Below are 24,717 nucleotides of genomic sequence, written 5' to 3'. Positions count from 1 at the left end.
GGTCAGAATAACAGTGGGGGAAATAAAGGAGGATTTTCACAACACCCAGATGGCATGATAAGTTGTACAAGAAGACGACGGCGTACCATTGCTTACCAATGAAGAATCCTATGACCAACCAGATGCAGATAACAGTATTTCAAGGGACAGTAGGCGATCGTAACGATCTGGCTCGGCCCGGCGCTATGGCGATAGGCAAGCTGATGGCGAAAAGGCTAGGCTTAACACCTGAGATTATCGGCGCACCGAGTGCGGTGATTGGCCGCGGCTGGCGGGAGGCGCTGGAAGCCGCCAGGCCGTCATTGACTGCCTTATCCGATCGGCTCAACCATCTTTTCGCAGAAAATATTAAGCCGTTTACCGCATCCAGCCGCTGCGCGGCATCTTTGGCAACATTACCGGTTGTTGCCCGCCATCACCCCGATGCCTGCATAGTCTGGTTCGATGCCCATGCAGATCTGAATACCCCGGACACCTCTGTGACGGGCTATCTTGGTGGTTTTTCCATCGCGGGGCCGGTCGGTTTATGTCCATCTGGATTGTGATGTATTTGAACCCGGTATCGTTCCTACGGAATATGGGGTTCCAGGAGGATTGTCATTAGATGATTTTTACCATGCCTGCCAGGTTATTGCAGAAAATGGCATCATCGGCGTGGAAATTGCCGAGTTTCAGATTTCCCAGGTTGAAAACGGAGCTCCCGCTACGCCTGCCGCCCTGCTTGATGCGCTAAGCCCGTTAATTAATGGATTGAATGAGTAAAAATCGCTTGGCTGGAATGCGCCGAAGGGGGGTGTTTCCTTCAGACTCATTTCCCGATACAAAAACTGGAAAATATCCTGCCCAGGAGGTCGTCGGAGGTGAATTCGCCGGTGATTTCGCTCAGCGCCTGTTGGGATAGGCGCAGTTCTTCCGCCAGTAGTTCGCCCGCGTAAGCGCTCACTAACTGTTCTTTACCTTGTTCCAGGTGTTCAGCGGCAACATCCAGTGCCTGCAGATGGCGGCGGCGGGCCAGGAACCCCCCCTCTAGACTGCCGGCAAACCCGATACTTTGCTGTAGATGATTGCGCAACAGGTCGATGCCGTTGCCAGACTGGGCGGATAGGGTAATAAGTGAGTGGCCACTTACTTCCTTGATGCCTGGGGTTTCGCCGGTCAGGTCGGCTTTGTTGCGGATCACCGTCAGCGGCAGCGTCGGCGGTAGATGGGCAATCAGCTCCGGCCACAGGGCGTCCGGGTCATTGACCGCGCTTTGGGTGCCGTCCACCATCAGCAAAACATGGTCTGCCTGCTCGATTTCCTGCCAGGCCCGTTCGATGCCGATGCGTTCCACTTCGTCACCGGCTTCGCGCAAACCGGCCGTGTCGATAATATGCAGCGGCATGCCGTTGAGCAGGATATGCTCGCGTAATACGTCGCGGGTGGTGCCGGCAATGGCGGTGACAATGGCGGCTTCGCGGCCGGCCAGGGCGTTGAGCAGACTGGATTTACCGGCGTTAGGGCGACCGGCGATCACTACCTTCATGCCCTCGCGCAGCAGACTGCCCTGATGGGCTTCGGCGCGTACCTCACGCAGTTCGCCCATCACGCGGTTAAGCTGCCCTTCGATTTTACCGTCCGACAAAAAGTCGATTTCTTCATCGGGAAAATCTATCGCCGCTTCCACATAGATTCGCAGAGTAGTGAGTGCTTCCACTAAATGATGAATACGCTGGGAGAATACCCCTTGCAGGGAGTTAACCGCTGAACGGGCCGCTTGCTCAGAGCTGGCGTCGATTAAATCGGCGATGGCTTCAGCCTGGGCCAGATCCATCTTGTCATTAAGAAAGGCCCGTTCGGAGAACTCCCCCGGGCGGGCGATACGCAGCCCTGGCAGCCCCAGGATGCGTTTAAGCAGCATGTCCAATATCACCGGACCACCGTGACCCTGCAGTTCCAGCACGTCCTCGCCAGTAAAGGAATTCGGCCCGGGGAAAAACAGCGCAATGCCTTGATCAAGGGTAGCACCGTCCCGATCACGAAACGGGAGGTAATCGGCATAGCGTGCCCGTGGCAATTTGCCCAACACCTGGCGTGCAACCTCGCAAGCCAGGTGGCCGGAAACGCGCAGAATGCCGACACCGCCCCGTCCTGGCGGGGTGGCTTGGGCTACGATGGTATCCATTTGGCTCATGGGATCCTCTCTTAACTTCGGTCTGGATGTACTAAAAAAAACAAGGCGGTCAAATGACCGCCTGTCTGCAACGTGAACGCTATTATTGGGTATGCCCGCGGTTATTTCTTTTTGTCGCGGCTATGCAATCCACGTTTTTCCAGCCCGCGATAAATCAACTGCTGCTGGATAATGGTCACCAGGTTGCTGACGATATAATACAGTACCAACCCTGACGGGAACCACAGGAAGAACACGGTGAAAATCACCGGCATAAATGTCATCACTTTCTGCTGCATCGGGTCGGCAACGGTAGTCGGCGACATCTTCTGAATGAAGAACATCGTGATGCCCATCAGAATCGGCAGAATGTAATACGGGTCCTGGGCAGAAAGGTCCTGGATCCATAAGATGAACGGTGCGCCCCGCAGCTCGATGGAGCCCATCAGCATATAGTACAATGCCAGGAAGATCGGCATCTGCACCACTAGCGGCAAACAGCCACCCAGCGGATTGACTTTCTCTGACTTGTACAGCGCCATCATTTCCTGGCTCATACGCTGTTTGTCGTCGCCGATTTTTTCACGCATCGCCGCCAGTTTCGGCTGCAACATACGCATCTTCGCCATGGACGTGTATTGCGCTTTGGTCAGCGGATACATGATGCCACGAACGATAAAGGTGATAACGATAATCGAGAAACCCCAGTTACCGATAAAGCTGTGGATAAATTTCAGCAGCTTGAACAGCGGTTGGCTGATAAACCATAACCAGCCATAATCCACGGTTAAATCAAGATGTGGGGCAACTGCCGCCATCTTGTCCTGGATTTCTGGGCCGACCCACAGTGTGGCGTTCAGCTTACTGTTGGCACCCGGCGCAACGGTTACTGGCGCGGATTTGAAACCCACTGCATCCTGGCCGTTATCCATATGGGTGGTGAAAAAATGGTTGGCGCCTTGCGTGCCCGGAACCCAGGCGGTAGCAAAGTACTGTTGCAGCATCGCAATCCAACCACCCTGGGTCGTGACATTTAGCGTTTCATCCTTGATATCGCTGAAGCTGTATTTCTTATATTTGTTGTCGCTGGATGAATACGCCGCACCACGATAGGTATGCAGGGCAAAATTGCTGCTGCCGGTATCGCGATGTTTTGGTAACTCGACGGATTGCTTCAACTGACCAAACAGCGCCAGCTCAAGGGGCATGGCGCTGGTGTTGTGAACGTCGTATTCCACTCTTACCGCGTAATCGCCACGTTTCATGACGAAGGTCTTGGTGTAGACCACGCCGTCCGGGGCGGTATAGGTCAGAGGAACGCGCAGCTCATCCTGGTTATCCGCCAATACGTAAGTGTCTTGGTTGATATTGTAGAGCGGGCGTTCGCCGTTGGCTGGGTTATCCGGGCCGTTTTTGCCGGTCAAGCCGCTTTGCGCTTGATAAACAAAATCGGGGGACGTTTCCAGCAAATGGAACGGTTGATCGGAACCCAATTTGTCGGGATAGGTCAACAGGTGCGCCTGGTCAACATCGCCGCCACGGGTATTAATGGAAAGCGACAATACGTCGGTTTTCACTTTGATCAGTTGTCCTTGCCCGCTAGCGGGTATTCCCTGATTTACTGCATCACCGGTTGCTGCGCTTGCTGTTTGTTGCGTCGTCTGGACAGTCGCCGGCTGCGGATTATGATCCGTCTGCCAGGTCTGCCAAATCATGAACGACACGAACAGCAGAGCGATGACAAGAAGATTACGTTGCGAATCCATCGTTAGTGTTCTCTGTTATCGTTGGTTTTCGGCGGCACGGGGTCATCGCCACCTGGGTTCAAAGGATGGCATTTTAGTACGCGTTTCAATGTCAACCAACTGCCTTTTAATATTCCAAACCGGCGTAACGCCTCAATACCGTACTGCGAGCAACTTGGATGGAACCGGCAATGAGGCCCCAGCAACGGGCTGATAAGCAGTTGATACCCGCGTATCAACCCGATTAACAAGCTGGAGACTGGCGACAATGGCGGCGCCATAATTTTTCCAACGCTTCCGTCAACGCGTGGTTATCCAAATCCGCTACGCCTTTCTTGGCGATCACAATAAAATCCATGGCAGGGAGATCATGCTGATGCAGCCGGAAGCTTTCACGCGTTAGGCGCTTGATCCGGTTGCGTTCATGGGCTCTTTTGACATGTTTTTTGGCGACCGTTAGACCGACGCGGGGATGCCCCAACATATTCAGGCGGCCAAGGATGGTGATGTGTGGCGTGCCGGCCCGTTGTGGCTGCTGGAAGACGAAAGTAAAATGATTGGGAGTTAACAACCGTAACTCCCTGGGAAAAGCTAGCTTAACCACCGGGGGTTAGCTTTATTACTTTGAAGATACGGACAGACGTGTACGGCCTTTAGCACGACGACGTGCCAAAACCAGACGACCATTCTTCGTTGCCATACGAGTGCGGAAACCGTGGGTACGGTTACGTTTCAATACGGACGGTTGGAAAGTGCGTTTCATAGCGATTTATACCTAACAAATATGTGACTTCACAGTAAACGCGTTTGGCTACTCGGCGTGAAAAAGACCGACGCCTCAATCGCATCAAAGGATAGAGAGGCGGGGATTGTAATAATTGTACAGTCCTGAGTCAATTCTCATCACGTTTTACCCACCTGGGTACCCGTGTCCGTCCCGGAATCAGCATCTGAAGAACAGACAAGGAAAACAGGCGTCACGTGTAGGGCTGAGAATTATACGGGTTCCGCGGCAAAGCGCAAGGATCTGCCGGGATCATCTGCATTATTATTAGGATCCCTTGACAGGATTACGCGTGAAAAATCGGATTATACTTAATTTTACTGATTATAAGACTTACCTTTTATCCAACCGATAGAGAATCAGCTACACTCATTGCCCAGTTAAACTGCCTGTGGATAAAAAGGATCAAAACTGTGTAGAAGTGGAAGATCTCCGGCGTGCTTTGCGTTATGATCCGCAGTCCCTGATCGATCCCCTTGGGTTTCGTTGCGGTAGACCGTTAAAGGCGGTTCGCACATTGTCATCGCGGTAATGTGTGTCAAAAAGATGATCCTGAATCATACAGTTTTGTTTCTTTTCTTTTGTTTGTTGATCTTGTTCGATTGGAGTCCGCCGTGTCACTTTCGCTTTGGCAGCAATGTCTTGCTCGATTACAGGATGAGTTACCTGCCACAGAATTCAGTATGTGGATACGCCCTCTTCAGGCGGAACTGAGTGAAGACACTCTGGCGTTGTATGCCCCAAATCGGTTTGTGCTTGACTGGGTTCGCGACAAATACCTGAATAATATCAATGGTTTATTAAATGATTTTTGTGGTGCTGACGCGCCTTTGCTGCGTTTTGAGGTAGGCAGTAAACCTCCGCTGGCGGTGGTGGCAGCGGTGCAACAGCAGGCCAGCCACCCGAACGAGGCGCCGGTGCAGGCGGCCCGTCCCAGGCCGGCGCGGCCAAGTTGGGACAGTTCACCGGTACAGCCCGAGCTCTCCTACCGCTCGAACCTGAACCCGAAGCACAATTTCGATAATTTTGTCGAAGGTAAATCCAACCAGCTGGCGCGCGCGGCGGCGCGTCAGGTGGCGGATAACCCGGGTGGGGCCTACAATCCGCTGTTTTTATACGGCGGCACCGGGCTGGGTAAAACCCATTTGCTGCAGGCGGTGGGCAACGGCATTATGGCGCGCAAGGCCAATGCCCGGGTGGTGTATATGCATTCCGAGCGTTTCGTGCAGGATATGGTCAAGGCGCTGCAGAACAATGCCATTGAGGAGTTCAAGCGCTATTATCGTTCTGTAGACGCACTGTTGATCGATGATATCCAGTTTTTCGCCAATAAAGAGCGATCACAGGAAGAGTTTTTCCATACCTTCAACGCGTTGCTTGAAGGTAATCAACAAATTATCCTGACCTCCGATCGTTACCCTAAAGAGATCAATGGGGTTGAGGATCGCCTCAAATCGCGTTTTGGCTGGGGCCTGACGGTGGCGATCGAACCGCCGGAGCTGGAAACCCGGGTGGCGATCCTGATGAAAAAAGCCGACGAGAACGATATTCGTTTGCCGGGGGAAGTGGCATTTTTTATCGCCAAGCGTTTGCGATCGAACGTTCGCGAGCTGGAAGGCGCGCTGAACCGGGTGATCGCCAACGCCAATTTCACCGGACGGGCTATTACCATTGATTTTGTTCGCGAAGCGTTGCGCGATCTGTTGGCCCTGCAGGAAAAACTGGTCACTATCGATAATATCCAGAAAACTGTGGCGGAATATTATAAAATCAAGATAGCCGACCTGCTGTCGAAGAGACGTTCCCGCTCCGTGGCGCGGCCAAGGCAGATGGCGATGGCGTTATCGAAAGAGCTGACCAATCACAGCCTGCCGGAAATTGGCGATGCGTTCGGCGGACGTGACCATACGACGGTGCTGCACGCCTGCCGTAAAATTGAGCAGTTGCGTGAAGAAAGCCACGATATCAAAGAAGATTACTCCAACTTAATCAGAACATTATCTTCCTAACTTATGAAATTTATTGTTGAAAGAGAGCATCTGCTTAAACCACTGCAGCAGGTGAGCAGCCCCCTAGGCGGGCGTCCTACCCTACCGATCCTGGGTAACTTATTGTTACAGGTGACGCAGGATAGTCTATCGTTGACCGGCACCGATCTGGAGATGGAGATGGTGGCGAAGGTCGCGCTATCACAGCCCCACGAGCCGGGAGCGACTACCGTGCCTGCTCGAAAATTTTTCGATATCTGTCGCGGTTTGCCGGATGGTGCCGAAATTACCGTGATTTTAGAGGGCGATCGGATGCTGATTCGCTCGGGGCGTAGCCGTTTCTCATTATCGACGCTGCCGGCGAGTGATTTTCCCAATCTGGACGATTGGCAAAGCGATGTTGAATTTACCCTGCCGCAGGCTACGCTGAAACGATTGATTGAGTCGACTCAGTTTTCCATGGCTCATCAAGACGTACGCTACTATCTTAACGGCATGCTGTTCGAGACCGAGGGTGAGGAGTTGCGTACGGTGGCCACCGACGGACACCGGTTGGCGGTATGTTCCATGCCAGTGGGTCAACCGTTGCCTTCCCATTCAGTGATCGTGCCGCGTAAAGGCGTCATGGAACTGGTCAGGATGCTCGACGGCGGCGAAACGCCATTAAAACTGCAGATTGGCACCAACAACATTCGCGCCAGCGTCGGGGACTATATTTTTACTTCCAAGCTGGTCGACGGCCGTTTCCCCGATTATCGGCGCGTATTGCCGAAAAACCCTGACAAGACATTGGAAGCGGGCTGCGATGTGCTCAAGCAGGCTTTTGCCCGGGCCGCCATTCTCTCCAATGAGAAATTTCGCGGCGTGCGGCTATATCTCAGCACCGATCAGCTGAAGATTACTGCCAATAATCCCGAGCAGGAAGAAGCGGAAGAGATCCTGGATGTCACCTATCAGGGAACTGAAATGGAAATTGGCTTCAACGTCAGTTATGTGCTCGATGTGTTGAATGCGCTGAAAAGTGAAAATGTCCGTTTACTGTTGACCGATGGTGTATCCAGTGTGCAGATCGAAGACTGTGCCAGCCAAGCGGCGGCTTATGTTGTAATGCCAATGCGTCTCTAGATCAATGGCCTTATCCCGCCTGCTTATTCGTGATTTTCGTAATATCGAGTCCGCCGATCTTGCATTGGCCGCAGACTTCAATTTTCTGGTGGGTGCCAACGGTAGCGGTAAAACCAGCGTGTTGGAGGCCATATACACCCTTGGCCATGGACGGGCGTTCCGCAGTTTGCAGATCGGGCGGGTTATTCGCCACGAGCAGCCGGAATTTACACTGCACGGGCGTATAGACGGCATGGCGGAAGGGGATCGGCAAAGCCTGGTGGGATTAAGCAAAAGTCGTCAAGGCGACAGTCGGGTGCGTATTGACGGCAGCGATGGTCATAAGGTGGCCGAACTTGCCCAACTGTTGCCTATGCAGTTGATCACGCCAGAGGGTTTTACCCTGCTTAACGGCGGCCCGAAATATCGGCGCGCCTTTCTGGATTGGGGGTGTTTCCATAACGAACCGGGTTTCTTTAGCGCCTGGAGCAATCTTAAACGTGTGCTTAAACAACGTAATGCGGCGCTGCGCCAGGTTAGCCGCTATGCGCAGTTACGGGTCTGGGATCAAGAATTAATTCCACTGGCTGATAAAATCAGCCAGTGGCGAGCCGAGTATAGCGAGGCAATTGCGGTGGATATCACCGCCACTTGTGCCCAGTTTTTACCGGAGTTCGACTTGGAGTTCAGTTTTCAACGCGGTTGGGATCGTGACAGCGACTATGGCGGGCATTTGGAGCGGCAATTTGAGCGCGATCGTGCGTTGACTTATACTGCGTCTGGCCCGCATAAGGCGGATTTTCGCATCCGTGCCGAAGGTGTGCCCGTGGAGGATATTCTGTCGCGCGGCCAACTTAAATTATTGATGTGCGCCTTGCGCCTGGCGCAGGGTGAGTTCCTTACCCGCCAGAGCGGGCGGCGGTGTCTCTATTTGATAGATGACTTCGCCTCTGAGCTCGATACCGGCCGGCGCCGGTTACTGGCGGAGCGCCTGAAGGCTACCCGGGCCCAGGTGTTTGTCAGCGCACTGAGCGCTGAACAAATCCGTGATATTACGGATGAAAAGGGCAGGATGTTCCTGGTGGAACAAGGTAAAATAAGTATTCAATCCGAAGTTTAAAATGAGCGAGAAACGTTGATGTCGAATTCTTATGACTCCTCAAGTATCAAAGTACTCAAAGGACTGGACGCGGTGCGTAAACGCCCAGGGATGTATATCGGTGATACTGATGACGGCACCGGTTTGCACCATATGGTATTCGAGGTTGTAGATAACTCTATTGACGAAGCACTCGCTGGCCATTGTAAAGAAATCGTGGTGACTATCCACGAGGACAACTCCGTATCAGTACAGGATGACGGGCGCGGCATTCCCACCGGCATCCACGAAGAAGAAGGTGTTTCCGCAGCAGAAGTCATCATGACCGTGCTGCATGCCGGCGGCAAATTCGATGACAACTCCTATAAGGTGTCGGGCGGTCTGCATGGTGTGGGGATTTCTGTTGTCAACGCCCTGTCGGAAAAGCTGGAGATGGTGGTCAGGCGTGAGGGCAAAGTGCATGAGCAGACCTATATCCGTGGTGTGCCACAAGCGCCGCTGTCCGTCGTCGGCGAAACCGAACTGACCGGTACCACCATTCGCTTTTGGCCGAGCTTCGACACCTTTACCAACAACCTGGAATTTCAGTATGAAATCCTGGCGAAACGCCTGCGTGAATTGTCCTTCCTGAATTCCGGCGTCGCTATTCGCCTGAAGGATAAGCGTAGTGACAAAGAAGATCTTTTCCATTACCAAGGCGGCATTAAAGCCTTTGTGGAATACCTGAGTAAAAATAAAACGCCGATCCATCCCAATGTATTTTACTTTTCCACCGAAAAAGACGGTATCGGTGTGGAAATTGCACTGCAATGGAACGATGGTTTTCAGGAAAATATTTATTGTTTTACCAATAATATTCCACAGCGGGACGGCGGTACCCATCTGGTGGGTTTCCGCGCCTCGATGACCCGTACCCTGAACTCTTATATGGAAAAAGAGGGTTACAGTAAAAAAGCCAAGGTGAGCGCTACCGGTGATGATGCCCGCGAAGGGTTGATTGCTGTGGTTTCGGTAAAAGTACCGGATCCGAAGTTCTCTTCGCAGACCAAGGACAAACTGGTGTCCTCGGAAGTGAAAACTGCCGTTGAAACGCAGATGAACGAACGTTTGGTGGCCTATTTGCTGGAAAACCCCACCGACGCCAAAATCGTGGTGGGCAAGATTATCGATGCCGCGCGCGCCCGTGAGGCAGCGCGTAAAGCGCGGGAAATGACCCGGCGCAAAGGTGCGTTGGATCTGGCGGGCTTACCGGGCAAACTGGCCGACTGCCAAGAGCGCGATCCGGCTTTGTCTGAACTCTACCTGGTGGAAGGGGACTCTGCCGGCGGTTCGGCCAAACAGGGGCGTAACCGTAAAAACCAGGCGATTTTGCCGCTAAAGGGTAAAATCCTCAACGTCGAAAAAGCGCGCTTTGATAAAATGCTCTCCTCGCAGGAGGTGGCCACGCTTATCACCGCGCTGGGCTGTGGCATCGGCCGGGATGAATATAACCCAGAAAAATTGCGTTATCACAACATCATCATCATGACCGATGCCGACGTCGATGGTGCCCACATCCGTACGCTGCTGCTGACGTTTTTCTACCGTCAGATGCCGGAAATTATTGAGCGCGGCCACGTGTTTATTGCCCAGCCACCGCTGTATAAGGTCAAAAAAGGCAAGCAGGAGCAGTACATCAAAGATGATGACGCCATGGACCAATACCAGATTTCTTTGGCGATGGATGGTGCGGCGCTGCATACCAACGAGCATGCCCCGGCACTGGCCGGCGCACACCTAGAAAGCCTGGTGGCCGAACATTATACGGTGCAGAAAATGATCGGTCGAATGGAGCGCCGCTATCCACGTGCGCTGCTTAACCACTTAATTTACCAGCCAACGTTGACCGAAGCGGATTTGGCCAAGCAGGAGAGCGTAACGACCTGGATCGCTGCGTTGGTGACAGATCTCAATAACAATGAAAAGCACGGCAGCAGCTATAGCTTTGAAGTACGCGAAAATCGTGAGCGTCAGCTGTTTGAGGCGGTATTGCGCATCCGTACCCATGGCGTCGATACCGACTATGTGCTGGACTTTGAGTTTTTCCATGGCGGTGAATACCGCAAACTGTGTACGCTGGGTGAAAAACTGCGCGATCTGGTTGAAGCAGACGCTTATGTCGAACGTGGCGAGCGCCGTTTGGCCGTTACTACCTTCGAACAGGCTTTGGATTGGCTGGTAAAAGAATCACGACGCGGTCTGGCTGTTCAGCGTTACAAAGGTTTGGGTGAAATGAACCCGGACCAGTTGTGGGAAACCACCATGGATCCGGAAAGTCGCCGCATGCTGCGCGTTACGGTTAAAGACGCCATCGCTGCCGATTTATTGTTCACCACACTCATGGGCGATGCGGTGGAACCTCGGCGCGCCTTTATCGAAGAGAATGCGTTGAAAGCAGCCAATATCGATATTTGATTTGACGTTGTCCCAACACCTGTTGTGTTGGGGATATTGGGGATAAAACATAAAAAAGCAGCGGCAATCGCTGCTTTTTTTATGGTCGCTAAGCCAGCGATTTCCTGCAAACTCTGCTTTTCCCCTTGGTGATTTGCGTTACTATTAACACAGTTAACGTAATTATTGGGCGGATTAGCCGACGTTGCCTTTGTGGCGTCACGCTGGTCTCGTCCATGGCGGTTTACTCTAAGGGGATCTGATGGCAATAAAACTGATTGCAATAGACATGGATGGGACACTGTTAAATCATAAACATGAGATTACGCCTGCCGTCAAACAGGCTATCGCCTGCGCGCGCAAGCAAGGCGTGTATGTGGTGTTGGCTACCGGTCGGCCATATATCGGCATTGAGCGTTATCTGCTGGAGTTGGACCTGCACGAAGACGCAGAGTACTGCATCACCAATAACGGCGCCCTGGTTCAGCGGGCGGTTAATGGCGATACGGTTAGTGAAGCCACGCTGGATTTTAACGATTATCTGTATTTGGAAGGGTTGTCGCGTCAGCTAAATGTTCATTTTCATGCGTTGGATTTCCACACCCTGTATACCGCTAATCGTGATATTAGCCCTTATACGGTGAATGAAGCCTATCTAACCGGTATGCCGTTTAAATTTCGCCGAGTGGATGAAATGGATACCACATTGCGGTTTCCCAAGGTCATGATGATTGACGAACCGGAAATATTGCAACAGGCGATAAATCGAATTCCGCCTGAGGCCTTTGAACGCTATACCATAATGAAAAGCGCCGAGTATTATCTGGAGTTGTTAAGCAACCAGGCCAATAAAGGGGCGGGAGTAAAAGCGCTGGCGGAACATTTGCATCTGACGGCGGACCAAGTGATGGCCATCGGCGACCAGGCCAACGATCTGGCGATGATTCATTACGCGGGTACCGGCGTTGCCATGGGGAATGCCACCGATGAAATCAAGGCGGCCAGCCAGTTTGTCACCAAAACCAATATGGAAGACGGTGTCGCTGTGGCAATCCAAACGCTGGTGCTGGATGCGGCCACAGCCTAGTTAGCGGGACGGCGAGTTAGCGATAGTACTCCCTGCCGGGCTGCTTTTCTGGTGATCGGGCGCATCGTGTGGTGGGACGAGGGTGGCAGATTTTCCCGCCCTCATGGTGAGAACGGGCTGTATTATCGCTGCGGCGTTAATCGTTAAAAAAGATCTGCTTAATAGCACGTTCGACGCCACGCACTTCCGCCAATCCACGTAGGCGACCGATGGCGGAATAACCGGGATTGGTTTTTTTCTTCAAATCATCCAGCATTTGGTGGCCGTGATCCGGACGCATGGGGATCTCGCGGGTGATGCCCAGCTTATGACGACGGTGTTCCTCGGCCAGGATGGCTTTGACCACGCCAATCATATCCACGTCGCCGTCAAGATGATCGGCCTCGTGAAAGCTCTTGGGATTCTGCTCCCGGCTGGTGGCACGTAAGTGTACAAAGTGAATGCGATCGGCAAAGGTTTCGGCCATTTTCACCAAGTCGTTATCGGCGCGAACCCCGAAGGAACCGGTGCACATGCAAAAGCCGTTATTGATACTGTCGACGGTCTGTTTTAACCACTGCATATCGTCGCTGGTGGAAACGATACGCGGCAGGCCAAGGATGGGCCGCGGTGGATCGTCCGGGTGGACCGCCATCACAATGCCTGCTTCCTGCGCTACCGGCACCACGGCTTTAAGAAACTCTGCCATATGCTCGCGCAGTTTGGTTTTATCTATACCGTCGTACTGTGCCAACTGTACCAGGAACTGCTCCAGGGTATAGCCTTCTTCGGCTCCCGGCAGACCGGCGATGATATTGGCGGTGAGTGTATCAATCTGTTCTTGGCTCATGGCCGCGTAATATTCTGCCGCCTGGCGCTGCTCGTCGGCATTGTAATCCTGTTCGGCGCCGGGGCGCTTGAGGATGTGCAGTTCAAAGGCAGCGAAGGCGATATGATCAAAGCGCAATGCTCTGGAACCATCGGGCATCAGGTATTGCAGGTCGGTACGGGTCCAGTCCAGGATCGGCATAAAGTTATAGCATACGGTATCAATACCGCAGGCGCCCAGATTGCGCAGTGACTGCTGATAGTTGGCAATATACTTACGGTAGTCACCGGTTTGGGTTTTAATGGATTCATGTACCGGCACGCTTTCCACGACCGACCATACCAGCCCTTTTTCCGCCAGGATGGCCTGGCGTTTTTTAATCTCTTCCACGGTCCAGACTTCACCGTTGGGGATATGGTGCAGGGCCGTAACAATGCCGGTGGCTCCAGCCTGACGTGCATCGTCCAATGATACCGGATCGTTGGGGCCATACCAGCGCCATGTGTGTTCCATAATTCACTCCTTTAAAGCCCAAAATCACACGCCAGATCGCCGGATTGGCGCTGGTTAGAATGTGAATAATTATAGGTCTGGTGGCCTGACCACTGGACCAGTGAACTATTCCTTAAACCTTGTCGAGTTTCTGTGATCTACATCTCATTATTGTCGTGACCATAGCAGCGGCGTGGCAATTAAATTTTTTTGCCGCTCTCGCTGCTGTGTTAAGCTGCGTCGCCGTCTTCCAGCCACTGGACATATTTAAGGTATAGTGTAGCAGGTATGTTGGCGACGCTCATTCACCCGAATCGCTCAGCGGGCTGCGGATTCATCAATTGCCGCTTGCCTGCAATTCGACATCTATCGGGTCGTTATGGCGCTTTCGGGTTTACGCAGGAGGGGATAATGGAGCTACCTACGCTTAAAGTTGAACGCCTGTATCGGCAAATCTCAAATGTGCTGATTAACTGTATTAATACCGGTCAGTTTAGCCCGGGGGAAATGATTCCGTCCGAGCGGGATCTGGCCAAACAGTTGGGTGTGAGCCGATCGTCGATACGTGAGGCGCTGATTGCGTTGGAAATTACCGGCTGGGTCGAAATCCGTACCGGCAACGGTGTGTTTGTCGCCGATCCGCTGCCTAGCGTCAGTCAAGCCCTGAGTGACGAGGAGTTTAGTCTTAAATCGCTGATAAAGGCACGGCAGATTTATGAGGCGACCATGGCTGAGCTGGCTGCCCGTAACGGTTCCGATGCGCAGCGCACAGAATTACGGCAAGTCACCGACGATTTGACCCAACTGCATGTCAATGATGAGCAGTTCCTGCGCGAGGATAAACGTTTTCATCTGTTGATTAGCGAAATGACCGGTAACGATGTGCTGCGCGATATGATGGAATACTTGTGGAATAAGCGGAAAAGTTCGCGTTTTGTCCGCTTGGAAAGCCACTACGCCGACAGCGATTTCCCGCGCGTGTTGAACCGCGACCACCATGATATTGCCCAAGCGATTCTTGAAGGTGACGCCCCACGCGCCAGAAGCTGCATGGAACGGCATCTGCAGCATGTCTATGACCGCTTGTTCGACGGCGATAAATAGCTAAGCCACTGGGGTATTGACTACCCGGCAACGTATGTGGCTCTGCTGATCCTTCGAGAGGATCGGCAACGCACCGGTTAATAAGAATCTCTGCTCGTCCCGGTAAAATGCACGGTGAGACCGTCAGGACCGTGGCCCGGCAAGGGCAATTGAGCCGGTGAATGGTGTTATCGCCGCCGCGCGCCGCCTTCCTCTATCCATTCCCCCTGACGCCCTATTTTTTTGCTGTGATCACCGCAGTTTTTATTGGCGAAACGACAGACGCTGAATCGATGTTTACGGCAATGTCATTGTCTAAAATGTGATCCAGATTGTAGTACAATATAAAATATTAGTGCTACAATAAATCCTAGATTACTACCACTTTGTAATAAATTGTGCAGCAACGCGGCGACATAAATCCATAAAATGATAAAGTGGCGTTATTTTTATCACTTTTGGGAAATGTTATGGACCGTCAGGCACTCAGCAAGACCGATCGCATCATTCATGAGATGGGACAACAGATCGTTAGCGGTAAATATATACCCGGTACTGGATTGCCCTCGGAAGCGGATCTGTGTGAGGAGTTTGACACCTCGCGCAATATTATCCGTGAAGTGCTTCGTGCTCTGATGGCCAAGAATTTAATCGAGATTATTCGCTATCGCGGTGCGTTCGTCAGCGCGCGCAACAAGTGGAATTATCTGGATACTGATGTATTGCAATGGGTTTTGGCGATGGATTACGACCCCAGGCTGATTGCCTCGCTGACTGAGGTACGTCATCTGGTGGAGCCCACGATCGCGCGCTGGGCGGCTGAGCGGGCAACGTCCAGTGAACTGGCGGTGATCGAGACGGCGCTTAACGAGATGATTGCCAATAGCCACGATCGTGATGCCTTTAACGAGGCGGATATCCGTTATCACCAGGCGGTATTAAGCGCGGTTCATAACCCGGTACTGCAACAACTGGGGGTGGCGATAAGTTCGCTGCAACGGGCGGTATTTGAGCGCACCTATATGGCGGATGAGGGCAATATGCCTCGCACGCTGCAAGAACACCAGAATTTATACGATGCTATTAGACATCAGGATAGCGAGACGGCCGAGCAGGCGGCAATCACCATGATTGCCAGCTCCACCAAACGGTTGAAGGACATTACATGAGCAAGGGTTATATCGCCATAGATTGGGGATCGACAAATTTACGTGCCTGGCTGTATCTGAACGGTGAGCTCCTTGATACACGTCAATCGGAAGCTGGCGTTACCCGGCTCAATGGACGCACGGCGCAACAGGTGTTCCGTGAAGTGGTGGCACCATGGCAACAGCATGACGTACCGGTGATCATGGCCGGCATGGTAGGCAGTAACGCCGGCTGGATGAATGTGCCTTATTTGCCATGCCCGACCCGGCTAACCGACCTGGCTGGCCGGCTTACCCGCGTGGAGCAGGCTGCACCGCTGACGGCCTGGATTATCCCCGGTATCAGCATTATCAGCGATGATAATTGCAACGTAATGCGCGGCGAAGAGACGCAATTGCTGGGAGCATATCAGTCCCAGCCCGCATCCTTGTATCTGATGCCCGGCACCCACAGCAAATGGGTGCGCATCAACCACGGCATCATTGACGATTTCCGCACCATTATGACCGGGGAACTGCACCATTTATTGATGAAACAATCCTTGGTAGGGGTTGGGCTTAGCGAGCAGTTGCCGAATCCCGACGTATTTCGGCAAGGTATGGAACAAGGCTTTAAGGAAAGCCATATCTTGCGCAGCTTGTTTGAAACGCGCGCCGCGCATGTGCTGGGCCAATTGGATAAAAGCGCGGTGGGTGAATGGTTGTCCGGACTACTGATCGGTAACGAAGTAGCACAAATGCAGCGTGGCTGGAGTATTGGCGATGGCGAAACCGTTACGGTTATCGGAAATCCGTCGCTGGCGGCTCGCTATCGACTGGCATTGGATTATGTCGGTCTACACGACCGGTTACTGGATGGTGATGCGTCTTTCCAGGCCGGTATAAGGAGCATCGTAAATGAATTGGCAAGATAAACTTCCCCTAATCGCCATCCTGAGGGGGATTACTCCCGATGTTGTACTGGAGCATGTGGACGTATTGCTGGCCGCAGGATTTGATGCGGTAGAAATTCCGCTTAACTCACCCGACTGGTACGAGAGCATTGGCAAAACGGTGCAACGCTATGGTTCGCGTGCATTAATTGGCGGTGGCACGGTACTCAAGCCGCAGCAGGTGGACCAACTGCACACCCTGGGGGGAAAATTACTGGTTACCCCCAATATCCAGCCCGAGGTTATCCGCCGTGCGGTGGGTTACGGCATGATGGCTTGTCCTGGCTGCGCCACTGCCACCGAGGCGTTTAACGCCCTCGACGCCGGTGCACAGGCGCTGAAAATTTTCCCTTCGGTGTCTTTTGGGCCGGATTATATCAAAGCGTTAAAAGCGGTATTGCCGCCGGAAATCCCGGTATTTGCCGTTGGCGGCATTACACCGGAAAATTTACATCTTTATTTGCAGGCGGGGTGTATCGGTGCCGGTTTAGGCGGCGATCTTTATCGTGCCGGACAGCCGGTAAGTCGTACCCAGCAGCAGGCGGCAGCGTTTGTCCTGGCCTATCGGACCGCGATGCAGGCTAAATAGCCCAAGCATCAGTGTCACCCTTATTGGGCGGTCTAAGGCAGTTACTGGCCCGTCTGATATAGACACTCTGGCACGGGGAAATGAACCAGGCTGAATCAAACTATTATTGAACGATAGCAAGGGCGTCATTTCCCTATTTTCAACAGAGATCAGGAAATAATGAATGGTGTTATTTTTTTGTGGGGCCTAAAAAATAATCTAAAATGTTAAATACACGTCAACATAAATTTATTTAAGACGCGTGACCATTTTTTATCTTTTCAGCCGGTAAAATTTTCAGACCATTAAAAAAAGAGAAACTCTTTATAATTAACGTTTTCAGATCCGTTTATGATTTCTGCCAGTATGACTCTGTTGCGCCCTTGTTTCTTCGCATGATATAAAGCCGTGTCAGTAATGTGATAAATATTTTCAAAATTAACATCAACAGCAGAAATCATAATGCCAACACTAATAGTGATAAAACGCTCTGGGATACAGGTGAGTGGAGTGGTGTGAAAGTTATACATAATTTTTTGAATGATGTACCTGATATGACGCTCTTCGAGTTCTTCAATCAAAAAACCAAATTCATCCCCACCAAATCTTCCTATGATCGAATTGTCAGGAAGAATTTTTTTAATCATTGTGATGATTTCTTTTATAACCGCATCGCCCATTGGATGACCGAATGTGTCATTGATGCTTTTGAAGTCATCGATATCGAAAAGCACTAATGTACCGGCGGATGTAGACCGTAACTCGTTAAATTTGGAGATAAATGCAGCTCTATTATACACGCCGGTAAGGTCGTCATGGTTTGCTTTAAAGTCCAGTTCCTTGACCACTGCCTCAAGTTTTTGATTCATTTCTGCATTTAAATCTGAGATGTATTTTATAAAATCAATAACATAGCCAATCCCCATGTACTTGGTATTGTTGGTGATAATGAAACCACCTTCAAGGAACTTGTCGAAGTACTCAATAAATTTAGACGAGGCATTCTGGATCGAACAGTTGCAATCAATAATGAGAGGGTTTTTATCCATAAAGGTGGTGCAGCTTTTTTTCTCATAAATATCCCGATAAAAATTACGGGAGATTTGAGTGAAAAAAAAACTACGATTAATCATTCCTATCGGGCGTTCATCTTCAACAACTGGAAGAAGAAAAACAGCATGGTATGTTGAAAATAAATTAATGACATCTGCATTTTTGGTATCGGGGCTTACATAATGAGACTTTATACAAAGTTGTCCCGCTGTTGCCGGTGGTGGCATCTTCGTTAGTTCTTCGACCCGGGTTAATGGCTGTTTCATCAATAATCCAACGGTGAGTTTTTCTTTGTCGTTGCCATAGGATGATTATAATGAGTTCATATTTCAAGCAAAAGGTATGATGCTCGATAAAATGTAAGATTTTCATAAAAATGATGAAGAATTTGTTTTAACAGAAGATGAACTACTACCTGAATCCAAATGTGTTCACTTTACATTGTGCTCATATGACCGCACTCGGCGTTAGCGGGGGGATTGTGTAAAGTGTGATCTACATTGTAGTACAATATTAAATATTGGTGCTACAATTTGCGACATGGTATGACTGTGTTTCGCCACAGTAAGAGAGTGTTAAACCGGCTTAAAAGGAACAGACCTGATGAAAGTCACTAAATTTACCACCTACCGGCTGCCACCTCGCTGGATGTTTTTGAAGATCGAGACTGACGAGGGCATCGTTGGCTGGGGAGAGCCGGTTATTGAAGGTCGCGCCCAAAGCGTGGAGGCTGCGGTGCACGAGCTGGCGGATTATGTTATTGGCCAGGACCCGGCACGCATTAACGATATTTGGCAGACCTTATATCGCGCAGGGTTTTACCGCGGCGGCCCTATTTTGATGAGCGCCATTGCCGGCATCGACCAGGCATTGTGGGATATTAAAGGTAAGGCACTGGGTGTGCCGGTGTACCAACTGTTGGGTGGTCTGGTACGCGATCGGATTAAAGCCTATAGCTGGGTGGGCGGTGACCGGCCAGCCGATGTGATTGACGGCATGAAAAAGTTGACGCAAATCGGGTTTGATACTTTTAAGCTCAATGGTTGCGAAGAGATGGGATTGCTCGATAACTCGCGCAAAGTGGACGCGGCGGTGGCCGTGGCCGCGCAGGTGCGTGAAGCGATGGGTTCTGACATTGAATTCGGCCTGGATTTTCATGGCCGGGTGAATGCACCCATGGCTAAGTTACTGATTAAAGAACTGGAGCCCTACCGGCCGCTGTTTATTGAAGAACCGGTGCTGGCGGAGCAGGCGGAATATTACCCGCGCCTGGCGGCGCTCACCTCGATTCCTATTGCCGCCGGCGAGCGCATGTTCTCGCGTTTCGATTTTAAACGCGTGTTGGCCGCCGGCGGTCTGGCCATCGCTCAGCCAGATCTGTCCCATGCGGGCGGCATAACCGAGTGTTTGAAAATTGCTTCCATGGCGGAGGCCTATGATGTGACGCTGGCGCCCCATTGCCCGCTCGGTCCCATTGCCCTGGCATCATGCCTGGCGGTGGATTTTGTTTCCTATAATGCGGTATTACAAGAGCAAAGTATGGGTATTCATTATAACCAAGGTGCGGAGCTATTGGATTATGTCATTAATAAAGACGACTTTAAAATGACCGATGGATATTTTTATCCATTAAATAAACCGGGCCTAGGTGTGGAAATCAATGAAGAATTAGTCATTGAGCGCAGCAAAAACGCCGGTAACTGGCGTAACCCGGTCTGGCGATATCCCGACGGGGCTGTGGCGGAGTGGTAAATATTGCGGTTGGATAACCGATACCCGACAGTAAAGCCATTAAAGCTGTATCCCGCATTTTTCCGTTGTCAGTAAGTAGCGGGGGCCAGCCCAATCGGCAGTACTCTTCTGCATGACTTCACCATATTTAATAGGGGAAATCCTATTGAGTATGGTTCAAAGGTGATGATATGAATATCGATTTAAGTACCTCTACCCTGAGTAAATTAAATTTAAAAATAATTCCTTTTATTATTCTTTGCTATTTTATTTCCAACCTTGATAAAACGAATATTTCGGTGGCGGCGTTGCAAATGAATGCTGATTTGGGATTGACCACCAGTATGTATGGCTTAGGTGTAGGGATGTTTTATATTTCCTACATTTTATTTGAAGTGCCCAGTAATATATTAATGACCAAAGTCGGTGCTAAGCTATGGATTGCGCGCATTATGATTACCTGGGGTTTGGTCAGTACCGGTATGGGGTTTATCCATACGCCTCATCAACTTTACGTGATGCGTTTCCTGCTTGGCATGGCGGAGGCGGGTTTTGCTCCAGGTATTATTTATTATATTTCTTGTTGGTTTCCCAAAAGCAACCGCGCCCGGGCCATGTCGTTTTTCTATATGGGTTCGGTCCTGGCGTCGATTATCGGATTGCCGGTTTCCGGTAGCTTGCTAGGCCTGCATGGTCTGGGGGGCGTTGAAGGTTGGCGCTGGCTGTTCTTTATCGAAGGTGTGCCGGCGGTAGTGATGGGGATATTGGTGTTGTTTTATCTTTCCGATACCCCAGCTAAAGCCCCGTGGCTGAGCGCCGAACAAAAAAATTGGCTGACCACCACCCTGGCGGCGGATAATGCCGGCGCATTAATGAATAAAAATCATTCTTGGAGCAGCGCGCTAAAAAATCGTGTGGTGTGGTTATTAAGCCTAGTGTGGTTTCTGCAGGCGTTCTGCTCGATTGGCATCACCCTGTTCCTGCCGCTGATTATCAAAAGCATGGTGGCGGATAAGAGTAATTTTGTTATCAGCGTATTAGCGGCGATCCCCTTTGTTTTTGCCTGTCTGTTTATGTACCTGAACGGACGTCATTCCGATAAAACCAAGGAGCGGGCGTTGCATTTAGGGGTGCCGCTGATCATCTCTGGTGTGCTGCTGTCCGTCTCGATTTATACCGCAAACCTATGGCTGGCCTATATTCTGCTGGTCTTGACGGTGGGCTTTAACTTTGCACTGACGCCAATTTTCTGGGCGGTCACCACCGAGAAACTGACCGGCGTGGCGGCGGCGGCTTCGATTGCGTTTATCAACGCCATCGCCAACTTCGCTGGCCTGGGTCTACCGCCGTTGCTAGGAAAAATCAAGGATTTGACCAATAGCTATCATTACGGGTTGTTGATTATCGCCATCGCACTGATTCTTGGCGGCATCATCGGCATTTTTGTCGGCAGAACCAATACGCCGGCGTCGGGCACGGGTTCCGTTTCCCCGGCATCAAACTAATTCCCATCCAAGCATTTAGGTGAACAGTATGTGCTATAACATTATTAAAGCAGCTATGTTACCCGATACCTTGACCCAGCGGCTTGAACAACAGTTCCATATGGTGGATTACCAGAGGGCTACTGCAGATGAGCGCAGACGCTTAGCGGCCGAGGCTCAGGTCTTGGTGGTGAATGGGGAGTCGGTGGTGAGCGAGGTATTTCTGGCTCAGTTCCCTCAATTATCCCTCATCGCCGATTTTGGCGTCGGTTATGACGGCATCGATGTGATGGCCGCACAGCGGCGTGGTATTCAAATCTGCAATACCCCGGAGGTCTTGACCGAGGATGTGGCGGATATGGCGATGGGGTTGCTGCTGGCGACGTCGCGCCAGCTTGTCGGCGCGCAACGGTTTATCGAGCAAGGCGGCTGGCTGAGCGGCGGCTATCCTTGGACGAAAAAAGTCTCCGGCGGACGATTAGGTATTCTTGGCATGGGTCGTATCGGCCAAGCTATTGCCCAACGTGCTGCCGCGTTTAACATGACTATTGCTTATAACGATTATAGGCAACTACCCGCAAGCCCATGGGCGTTTTATCCGTCGATTGTTGAACTGGCTGCGGCCAGCGATTTTCTAATGGTTTGTGTGAACGGTGGTGAAAAAACCCGTTCGCTGGTGAACGCTCCGGTCATGGCTGCACTGGGCAGTGAAGGCATATTAATCAATATCGCCCGCGGTACAGTGGTCGATGAAGCGGACCTGATCGCGGCCGTGGACCACGGCATTATCGGCGGTGCTGGACTGGATGTCTTTAGCGACGAACCTCGAGTACCCGCCGCGCTGTTTAATCGCCCCAACGTGGTGATCACCCCACACATGTCCAGTGCCACCCATGCCACCCGGCGCGCTATGTCCGATTTGGTATTTGATAATATTGCTGCATTTATGGCCGGCCAACCGCTGCTAACGCCGGTGGCTCCTTATTAAACCGAGATTGTGAATTGTGAGACCGGCGCGTATCGGCGGGAAAATCGTCTTAGCCGATACGCCCACCAAATGCAAAAGCGGCAGGGCCACAGCGCGAGCCATTGCTCAAGCTCGCGCTGTGGCGTCGGCCTGATGCGGGACGCGGGCAGGAACAGCCTGATCCAGCGTTATCTGGCTGCTGCCATCCGTCTTATTTGGCCAGCGTGTCAGTAGGCAAGTGGGTACCATGCAGCATACGCTCACGAGGAGATTCGCGGCTTTTATCGCTGTTTTTGCGTAGATAGTCATAGGGTAGCAATACCGTATCCAATACCGCAGAGAAGGGTAAGTCTATCGCTGCCAGCGGTATCATGCTCCAACGGGTCTCCTTATCTTCCAGCATATTCAAACTCGCGCGGGTGCCGGGGTAATAACCCTGATTTGGTCCGGTATGGGTCATTATGCTTGAACATCCAGTTGCACCCATCAGTGCATAACCCGCAGCTAAAAGGGGTAACGCTATTTTTAAGGCATTCTTACATGTCATTATTAACATAGTTATACCGCATCCATGATGGTTGCTGTTTTAGTTCCAAAGGGGCAGATATACTGATTATTATAACTCTCGATTGTGTCTTGCCCATGACCGAGGGTTGTTGCAGATCCCTCATCCAGCCGCCAACGGGGGAGCGCGGGATATTGTGAATTATGTTCAAGCCTAATGACCCCCATTCAGATGCTATCAGTGTAATGGATCTTACGCCCGCGACTTGCAATTTTTGCTCACCGAAGGATATTTTTTTCTTATTCCAGCTTGAAAAAAGCAGTGGTGCCACCATGTTAATACTGTGACCAAAGAAGAATATGCCGAAAGGGTATTCGGGTCACTGACCTGTCCATCCGGAAGGTCGTATGTCACCTCGCTGAACGTTGGAGGCTTTTAATGCGTAATTTTGATTTAGCACCCCTATACCGCTCCGCCATTGGTTTTGATCGGCTGGTTAATTTATTGGAAGCCGGACAAAACCAGAGTAACGGCGGCTACCCCCCGTATAACGTTGAATTGGTAAATGAAAATCAATACCGCATTGCGATTGCGGTCGCCGGATTTGCCGAACATGAGTTGGAAATAACCGCCCATGATAATTTATTGACGGTGAAAGGCGCCCATCCGCAAGAATCCACTGAGCGCAATTATTTATATCAGGGTATTGCTGAGCGTAATTTCGAACGCAAATTCCAACTGGCCGAGCACATTCAAATTATAGGCGCCAATTTGGAAAATGGCCTGCTTTATATTGACTTGCAACGGGTGGTCCCGGAAACGCTAAAACCACGCCGTATTGAAATCAAATAAACCGGCTTTGACGGTAGGCCCGCCGTAATCGGGGGCTGACCCAACCTTGGGTTGGGTTGTTTATCTCGCTTCATAGAAGGAGTCAAATTCATGCGTAACTACAATCTCACCTCCGATCTCACTCCGCTGCTTCGCCAGTGGATCGGTTTTGACAAATTAGCCAGCAACATGCAGGGCAATTTGGACGACTTTAGCTTCCCGCCGTACAATATTGAAAAGAGTGATGATAACCATTATCGTATTACTCTGGCGCTGGCCGGGTTTAAGCAAGAAGAATTGAATATCGAAGTGGAAGGGCCGCGCTTGGGTATCTCGGGCAAACCGACCTTGCCTGAGCGGCAGGTGGAATATTTGCACCAGGGCTTGGTGTGTAAGGCGTTCTCCCTGAGTTTTACTCTGGCGGAACATATGTCGGTAGCGCAGGCGGAATTCGTCAACGGTTTATTGTATATTGATCTGGAACGCCATGTTCCTGAGTCAATGCAGCCGCGTTCTATTGCTATCGCCGGCAGTACCAATCCTCAGGTTCTGCAACACCAGAGCGATGCCGCGCCGGTTGATGTGCAATAACAGGCGTCTTTGCTCATATGCCCGGTGATACACCGGGCTCAGACCGCGCACCACGCGGCGCGGACTTGAACCTAGGGGACGACGTGAGTTAACTTCGCATCACGTTGTCCCCGTCAGGTACCTGTCAATAAA

Annotated in this window: 24 protein-coding genes; 16 read left to right on the top strand and 8 right to left on the bottom strand. The window is 51.4% G+C overall.

Annotation, left to right across the window (positions count from 1 at the left end; genetic code table 11):
• Window positions 1-110 precede the first annotated feature (110 nt).
• Entirely contained in the window at window positions 111-545 is a 435-nt protein-coding gene (locus SJI19_RS05425) for an arginase family protein (protein ID WP_323477249.1), read from the top strand.
• Complete coding sequence (locus SJI19_RS05420; RefSeq protein ID WP_323477248.1) at window positions 496-762, top strand: arginase family protein; 267 nt, start codon at window positions 496-498, stop codon at window positions 760-762. The genes SJI19_RS05425 and SJI19_RS05420 overlap by 50 nt, the downstream gene beginning before the upstream one ends.
• A gap of 46 nt (window positions 763-808) precedes the next feature.
• On the opposite strand, the gene mnmE is transcribed toward SJI19_RS05420, so the two are convergent.
• The 5 genes from mnmE to rpmH form a co-directional block, all read right to left on the bottom strand.
• Window positions 809-2,173, bottom strand: a complete 1,365-nt coding sequence (gene mnmE / locus SJI19_RS05415) for a tRNA uridine-5-carboxymethylaminomethyl(34) synthesis GTPase MnmE (protein WP_323477247.1) — start codon at window positions 2,171-2,173, stop codon at window positions 809-811.
• A 101-nt stretch (window positions 2,174-2,274) separates the two neighbouring features.
• Window positions 2,275-3,918, bottom strand: a complete 1,644-nt coding sequence (gene yidC / locus SJI19_RS05410) for a membrane protein insertase YidC (protein ID WP_323477246.1) — start codon at window positions 3,916-3,918, stop codon at window positions 2,275-2,277.
• A 2-nt stretch (window positions 3,919-3,920) separates the two neighbouring features.
• Complete coding sequence (gene yidD, locus SJI19_RS05405) at window positions 3,921-4,178, bottom strand: membrane protein insertion efficiency factor YidD (protein ID WP_323477245.1); 258 nt, start codon at window positions 4,176-4,178, stop codon at window positions 3,921-3,923.
• Complete coding sequence (rnpA, locus tag SJI19_RS05400) at window positions 4,142-4,501, bottom strand: ribonuclease P protein component (RefSeq protein ID WP_323477244.1); 360 nt, start codon at window positions 4,499-4,501, stop codon at window positions 4,142-4,144. The genes yidD and rnpA overlap by 37 nt, the downstream gene beginning before the upstream one ends.
• 15 nt (window positions 4,502-4,516) lie before the next feature.
• Window positions 4,517-4,660: a 50S ribosomal protein L34 gene (rpmH, locus tag SJI19_RS05395; RefSeq protein WP_162368595.1), complete on the bottom strand. Its 144-nt coding sequence runs from the start codon at window positions 4,658-4,660 to the stop codon at window positions 4,517-4,519.
• 635 nt (window positions 4,661-5,295) lie between these two features.
• On the opposite strand from rpmH, the gene dnaA reads away from it, so the two are divergent.
• The 5 genes from dnaA to yidA all read left to right on the top strand — a co-directional run bounded on the left by dnaA (window position 5,296) and on the right by yidA (window position 12,392).
• On the top strand, window positions 5,296-6,690 hold the full coding sequence (gene dnaA, locus SJI19_RS05390) for a chromosomal replication initiator protein DnaA (RefSeq protein WP_323477243.1): 1,395 nt from the start codon (window positions 5,296-5,298) through the stop codon (window positions 6,688-6,690).
• 3 nt (window positions 6,691-6,693) lie between these two features.
• A complete protein-coding gene (gene dnaN, locus SJI19_RS05385) occupies window positions 6,694-7,794 on the top strand; it encodes a DNA polymerase III subunit beta (RefSeq protein ID WP_323477242.1) in 1,101 nt (366 codons plus the stop codon).
• A 4-nt stretch (window positions 7,795-7,798) separates the two neighbouring features.
• A complete protein-coding gene (gene recF, locus SJI19_RS05380) occupies window positions 7,799-8,893 on the top strand; it encodes a DNA replication/repair protein RecF (protein ID WP_323477241.1) in 1,095 nt (364 codons plus the stop codon).
• An 18-nt stretch (window positions 8,894-8,911) separates the two neighbouring features.
• On the top strand, window positions 8,912-11,326 hold the full coding sequence (gene gyrB / locus SJI19_RS05375; protein ID WP_323477240.1) for a DNA topoisomerase (ATP-hydrolyzing) subunit B: 2,415 nt from the start codon (window positions 8,912-8,914) through the stop codon (window positions 11,324-11,326).
• A 241-nt stretch (window positions 11,327-11,567) separates the two neighbouring features.
• Window positions 11,568-12,392 carry a sugar-phosphatase gene (gene yidA / locus SJI19_RS05370; RefSeq protein WP_323477239.1) on the top strand — a complete coding sequence of 275 codons (825 nt, stop codon included), beginning with the start codon at window positions 11,568-11,570 and terminating at the stop codon, window positions 12,390-12,392.
• 136 nt (window positions 12,393-12,528) lie between these two features.
• Here the strand turns inward: yidA and uxuA are convergent, their stop codons facing one another.
• The gene (gene uxuA, locus SJI19_RS05365) at window positions 12,529-13,713 is read right to left on the bottom strand and encodes a mannonate dehydratase (protein ID WP_323477238.1); all 1,185 of its coding nucleotides are present in this window, start codon (window positions 13,711-13,713) and stop codon (window positions 12,529-12,531) included.
• Window positions 13,714-14,103: 390 nt separating this feature from the next.
• Between uxuA and SJI19_RS05360 the strand changes: the two genes are divergently transcribed.
• The 4 genes from SJI19_RS05360 to SJI19_RS05345 all read left to right on the top strand — a co-directional run bounded on the left by SJI19_RS05360 (window position 14,104) and on the right by SJI19_RS05345 (window position 17,444).
• Complete coding sequence (locus SJI19_RS05360) at window positions 14,104-14,796, top strand: FadR/GntR family transcriptional regulator (RefSeq protein WP_323477237.1); 693 nt, start codon at window positions 14,104-14,106, stop codon at window positions 14,794-14,796.
• 449 nt (window positions 14,797-15,245) lie between these two features.
• Window positions 15,246-15,944: a FadR/GntR family transcriptional regulator gene (locus SJI19_RS05355; RefSeq protein ID WP_323477236.1), complete on the top strand. Its 699-nt coding sequence runs from the start codon at window positions 15,246-15,248 to the stop codon at window positions 15,942-15,944.
• On the top strand, window positions 15,941-16,837 hold the full coding sequence (locus SJI19_RS05350) for a 2-dehydro-3-deoxygalactonokinase (protein ID WP_323477235.1): 897 nt from the start codon (window positions 15,941-15,943) through the stop codon (window positions 16,835-16,837). The genes SJI19_RS05355 and SJI19_RS05350 overlap by 4 nt, the downstream gene beginning before the upstream one ends.
• On the top strand, window positions 16,821-17,444 hold the full coding sequence (locus SJI19_RS05345) for a 2-dehydro-3-deoxy-6-phosphogalactonate aldolase (RefSeq protein ID WP_323477234.1): 624 nt from the start codon (window positions 16,821-16,823) through the stop codon (window positions 17,442-17,444). Before SJI19_RS05350 ends, SJI19_RS05345 begins: the two co-directional genes overlap by 17 nt.
• A 284-nt stretch (window positions 17,445-17,728) precedes the next feature.
• Here the strand turns inward: SJI19_RS05345 and SJI19_RS05340 are convergent, their stop codons facing one another.
• Window positions 17,729-18,742, bottom strand: a complete 1,014-nt coding sequence (locus tag SJI19_RS05340; protein ID WP_323477233.1) for a GGDEF domain-containing protein — start codon at window positions 18,740-18,742, stop codon at window positions 17,729-17,731.
• Window positions 18,743-19,079: 337 nt separating this feature from the next.
• Between SJI19_RS05340 and dgoD the strand changes: the two genes are divergently transcribed.
• The 3 genes from dgoD (at window position 19,080) to SJI19_RS05325 (ending at window position 22,679) form a co-directional block, all read left to right on the top strand.
• Window positions 19,080-20,228 (top strand): galactonate dehydratase, encoded by a 1,149-nt coding sequence (dgoD, locus tag SJI19_RS05335; protein ID WP_323477232.1) that lies wholly within the window; start codon window positions 19,080-19,082, stop codon window positions 20,226-20,228.
• A gap of 170 nt (window positions 20,229-20,398) precedes the next feature.
• Window positions 20,399-21,712: an MFS transporter gene (locus tag SJI19_RS05330; protein WP_323477231.1), complete on the top strand. Its 1,314-nt coding sequence runs from the start codon at window positions 20,399-20,401 to the stop codon at window positions 21,710-21,712.
• Window positions 21,713-21,740: 28 nt separating this feature from the next.
• Entirely contained in the window at window positions 21,741-22,679 is a 939-nt protein-coding gene (locus SJI19_RS05325) for a 2-hydroxyacid dehydrogenase (protein WP_323477230.1), read from the top strand.
• 190 nt (window positions 22,680-22,869) lie between these two features.
• On the opposite strand, the gene SJI19_RS05320 is transcribed toward SJI19_RS05325, so the two are convergent.
• Complete coding sequence (locus tag SJI19_RS05320) at window positions 22,870-23,205, bottom strand: YceK/YidQ family lipoprotein (RefSeq protein WP_323477320.1); 336 nt, start codon at window positions 23,203-23,205, stop codon at window positions 22,870-22,872.
• Between the two features lie 396 nt (window positions 23,206-23,601).
• Between SJI19_RS05320 and ibpA the strand changes: the two genes are divergently transcribed.
• Both ibpA and ibpB read left to right on the top strand, forming a co-directional pair.
• Window positions 23,602-24,015: a small heat shock chaperone IbpA gene (gene ibpA / locus SJI19_RS05315; RefSeq protein WP_323477229.1), complete on the top strand. Its 414-nt coding sequence runs from the start codon at window positions 23,602-23,604 to the stop codon at window positions 24,013-24,015.
• A gap of 90 nt (window positions 24,016-24,105) precedes the next feature.
• Window positions 24,106-24,585, top strand: coding sequence for a small heat shock chaperone IbpB (gene ibpB, locus SJI19_RS05310; protein WP_323477228.1), 480 nt, complete (start codon window positions 24,106-24,108; stop codon window positions 24,583-24,585).
• Window positions 24,586-24,717: the final 132 nt, after the last annotated feature.

This window comes from Acerihabitans sp. TG2 (assembly GCF_035013185.1).
Lineage (GTDB): Bacteria > Pseudomonadota > Gammaproteobacteria > Enterobacterales > Enterobacteriaceae > Acerihabitans.
The sequence above is the reverse complement of the archived record's forward strand: the minus strand, read 5'-3'. Positions and strand labels throughout refer to the sequence as shown.

Excerpts from the sequence above, each read along its gene's own strand:
- rpmH (WP_162368595.1), bottom strand. The coding sequence starts at position 4,660 with ATGAAACGCACTTTCCAACCGTCCGTATTGAAACGTAACCGTACCCAC.
- yidD (WP_323477245.1), bottom strand. The coding sequence starts at position 4,178 with ATGGCGCCGCCATTGTCGCCAGTCTCCAGCTTGTTAATCGGGTTGATA.
- SJI19_RS05425 (WP_323477249.1), top strand. The coding sequence starts at position 111 with ATGACCAACCAGATGCAGATAACAGTATTTCAAGGGACAGTAGGCGAT.
- SJI19_RS05360 (WP_323477237.1), top strand. The coding sequence starts at position 14,104 with ATGGAGCTACCTACGCTTAAAGTTGAACGCCTGTATCGGCAAATCTCA.
- SJI19_RS05355 (WP_323477236.1), top strand. The coding sequence starts at position 15,246 with ATGGACCGTCAGGCACTCAGCAAGACCGATCGCATCATTCATGAGATG.
- ibpB (WP_323477228.1), top strand. The coding sequence starts at position 24,106 with ATGCGTAACTACAATCTCACCTCCGATCTCACTCCGCTGCTTCGCCAG.
- ibpA (WP_323477229.1), top strand. The coding sequence starts at position 23,602 with ATGCGTAATTTTGATTTAGCACCCCTATACCGCTCCGCCATTGGTTTT.
- uxuA (WP_323477238.1), bottom strand. The coding sequence starts at position 13,713 with ATGGAACACACATGGCGCTGGTATGGCCCCAACGATCCGGTATCATTG.
- SJI19_RS05330 (WP_323477231.1), top strand. The coding sequence starts at position 20,399 with ATGAATATCGATTTAAGTACCTCTACCCTGAGTAAATTAAATTTAAAA.
- SJI19_RS05325 (WP_323477230.1), top strand. The coding sequence starts at position 21,741 with ATGTGCTATAACATTATTAAAGCAGCTATGTTACCCGATACCTTGACC.
- dnaN (WP_323477242.1), top strand. The coding sequence starts at position 6,694 with ATGAAATTTATTGTTGAAAGAGAGCATCTGCTTAAACCACTGCAGCAG.
- SJI19_RS05340 (WP_323477233.1), bottom strand. The coding sequence starts at position 18,742 with ATGAAACAGCCATTAACCCGGGTCGAAGAACTAACGAAGATGCCACCA.
- mnmE (WP_323477247.1), bottom strand. The coding sequence starts at position 2,173 with ATGAGCCAAATGGATACCATCGTAGCCCAAGCCACCCCGCCAGGACGG.
- dgoD (WP_323477232.1), top strand. The coding sequence starts at position 19,080 with ATGAAAGTCACTAAATTTACCACCTACCGGCTGCCACCTCGCTGGATG.
- SJI19_RS05320 (WP_323477320.1), bottom strand. The coding sequence starts at position 23,205 with ATGACATGTAAGAATGCCTTAAAAATAGCGTTACCCCTTTTAGCTGCG.
- yidC (WP_323477246.1), bottom strand. The coding sequence starts at position 3,918 with ATGGATTCGCAACGTAATCTTCTTGTCATCGCTCTGCTGTTCGTGTCG.
- SJI19_RS05345 (WP_323477234.1), top strand. The coding sequence starts at position 16,821 with ATGAATTGGCAAGATAAACTTCCCCTAATCGCCATCCTGAGGGGGATT.
- gyrB (WP_323477240.1), top strand. The coding sequence starts at position 8,912 with ATGTCGAATTCTTATGACTCCTCAAGTATCAAAGTACTCAAAGGACTG.
- yidA (WP_323477239.1), top strand. The coding sequence starts at position 11,568 with ATGGCAATAAAACTGATTGCAATAGACATGGATGGGACACTGTTAAAT.
- SJI19_RS05350 (WP_323477235.1), top strand. The coding sequence starts at position 15,941 with ATGAGCAAGGGTTATATCGCCATAGATTGGGGATCGACAAATTTACGT.
- recF (WP_323477241.1), top strand. The coding sequence starts at position 7,799 with ATGGCCTTATCCCGCCTGCTTATTCGTGATTTTCGTAATATCGAGTCC.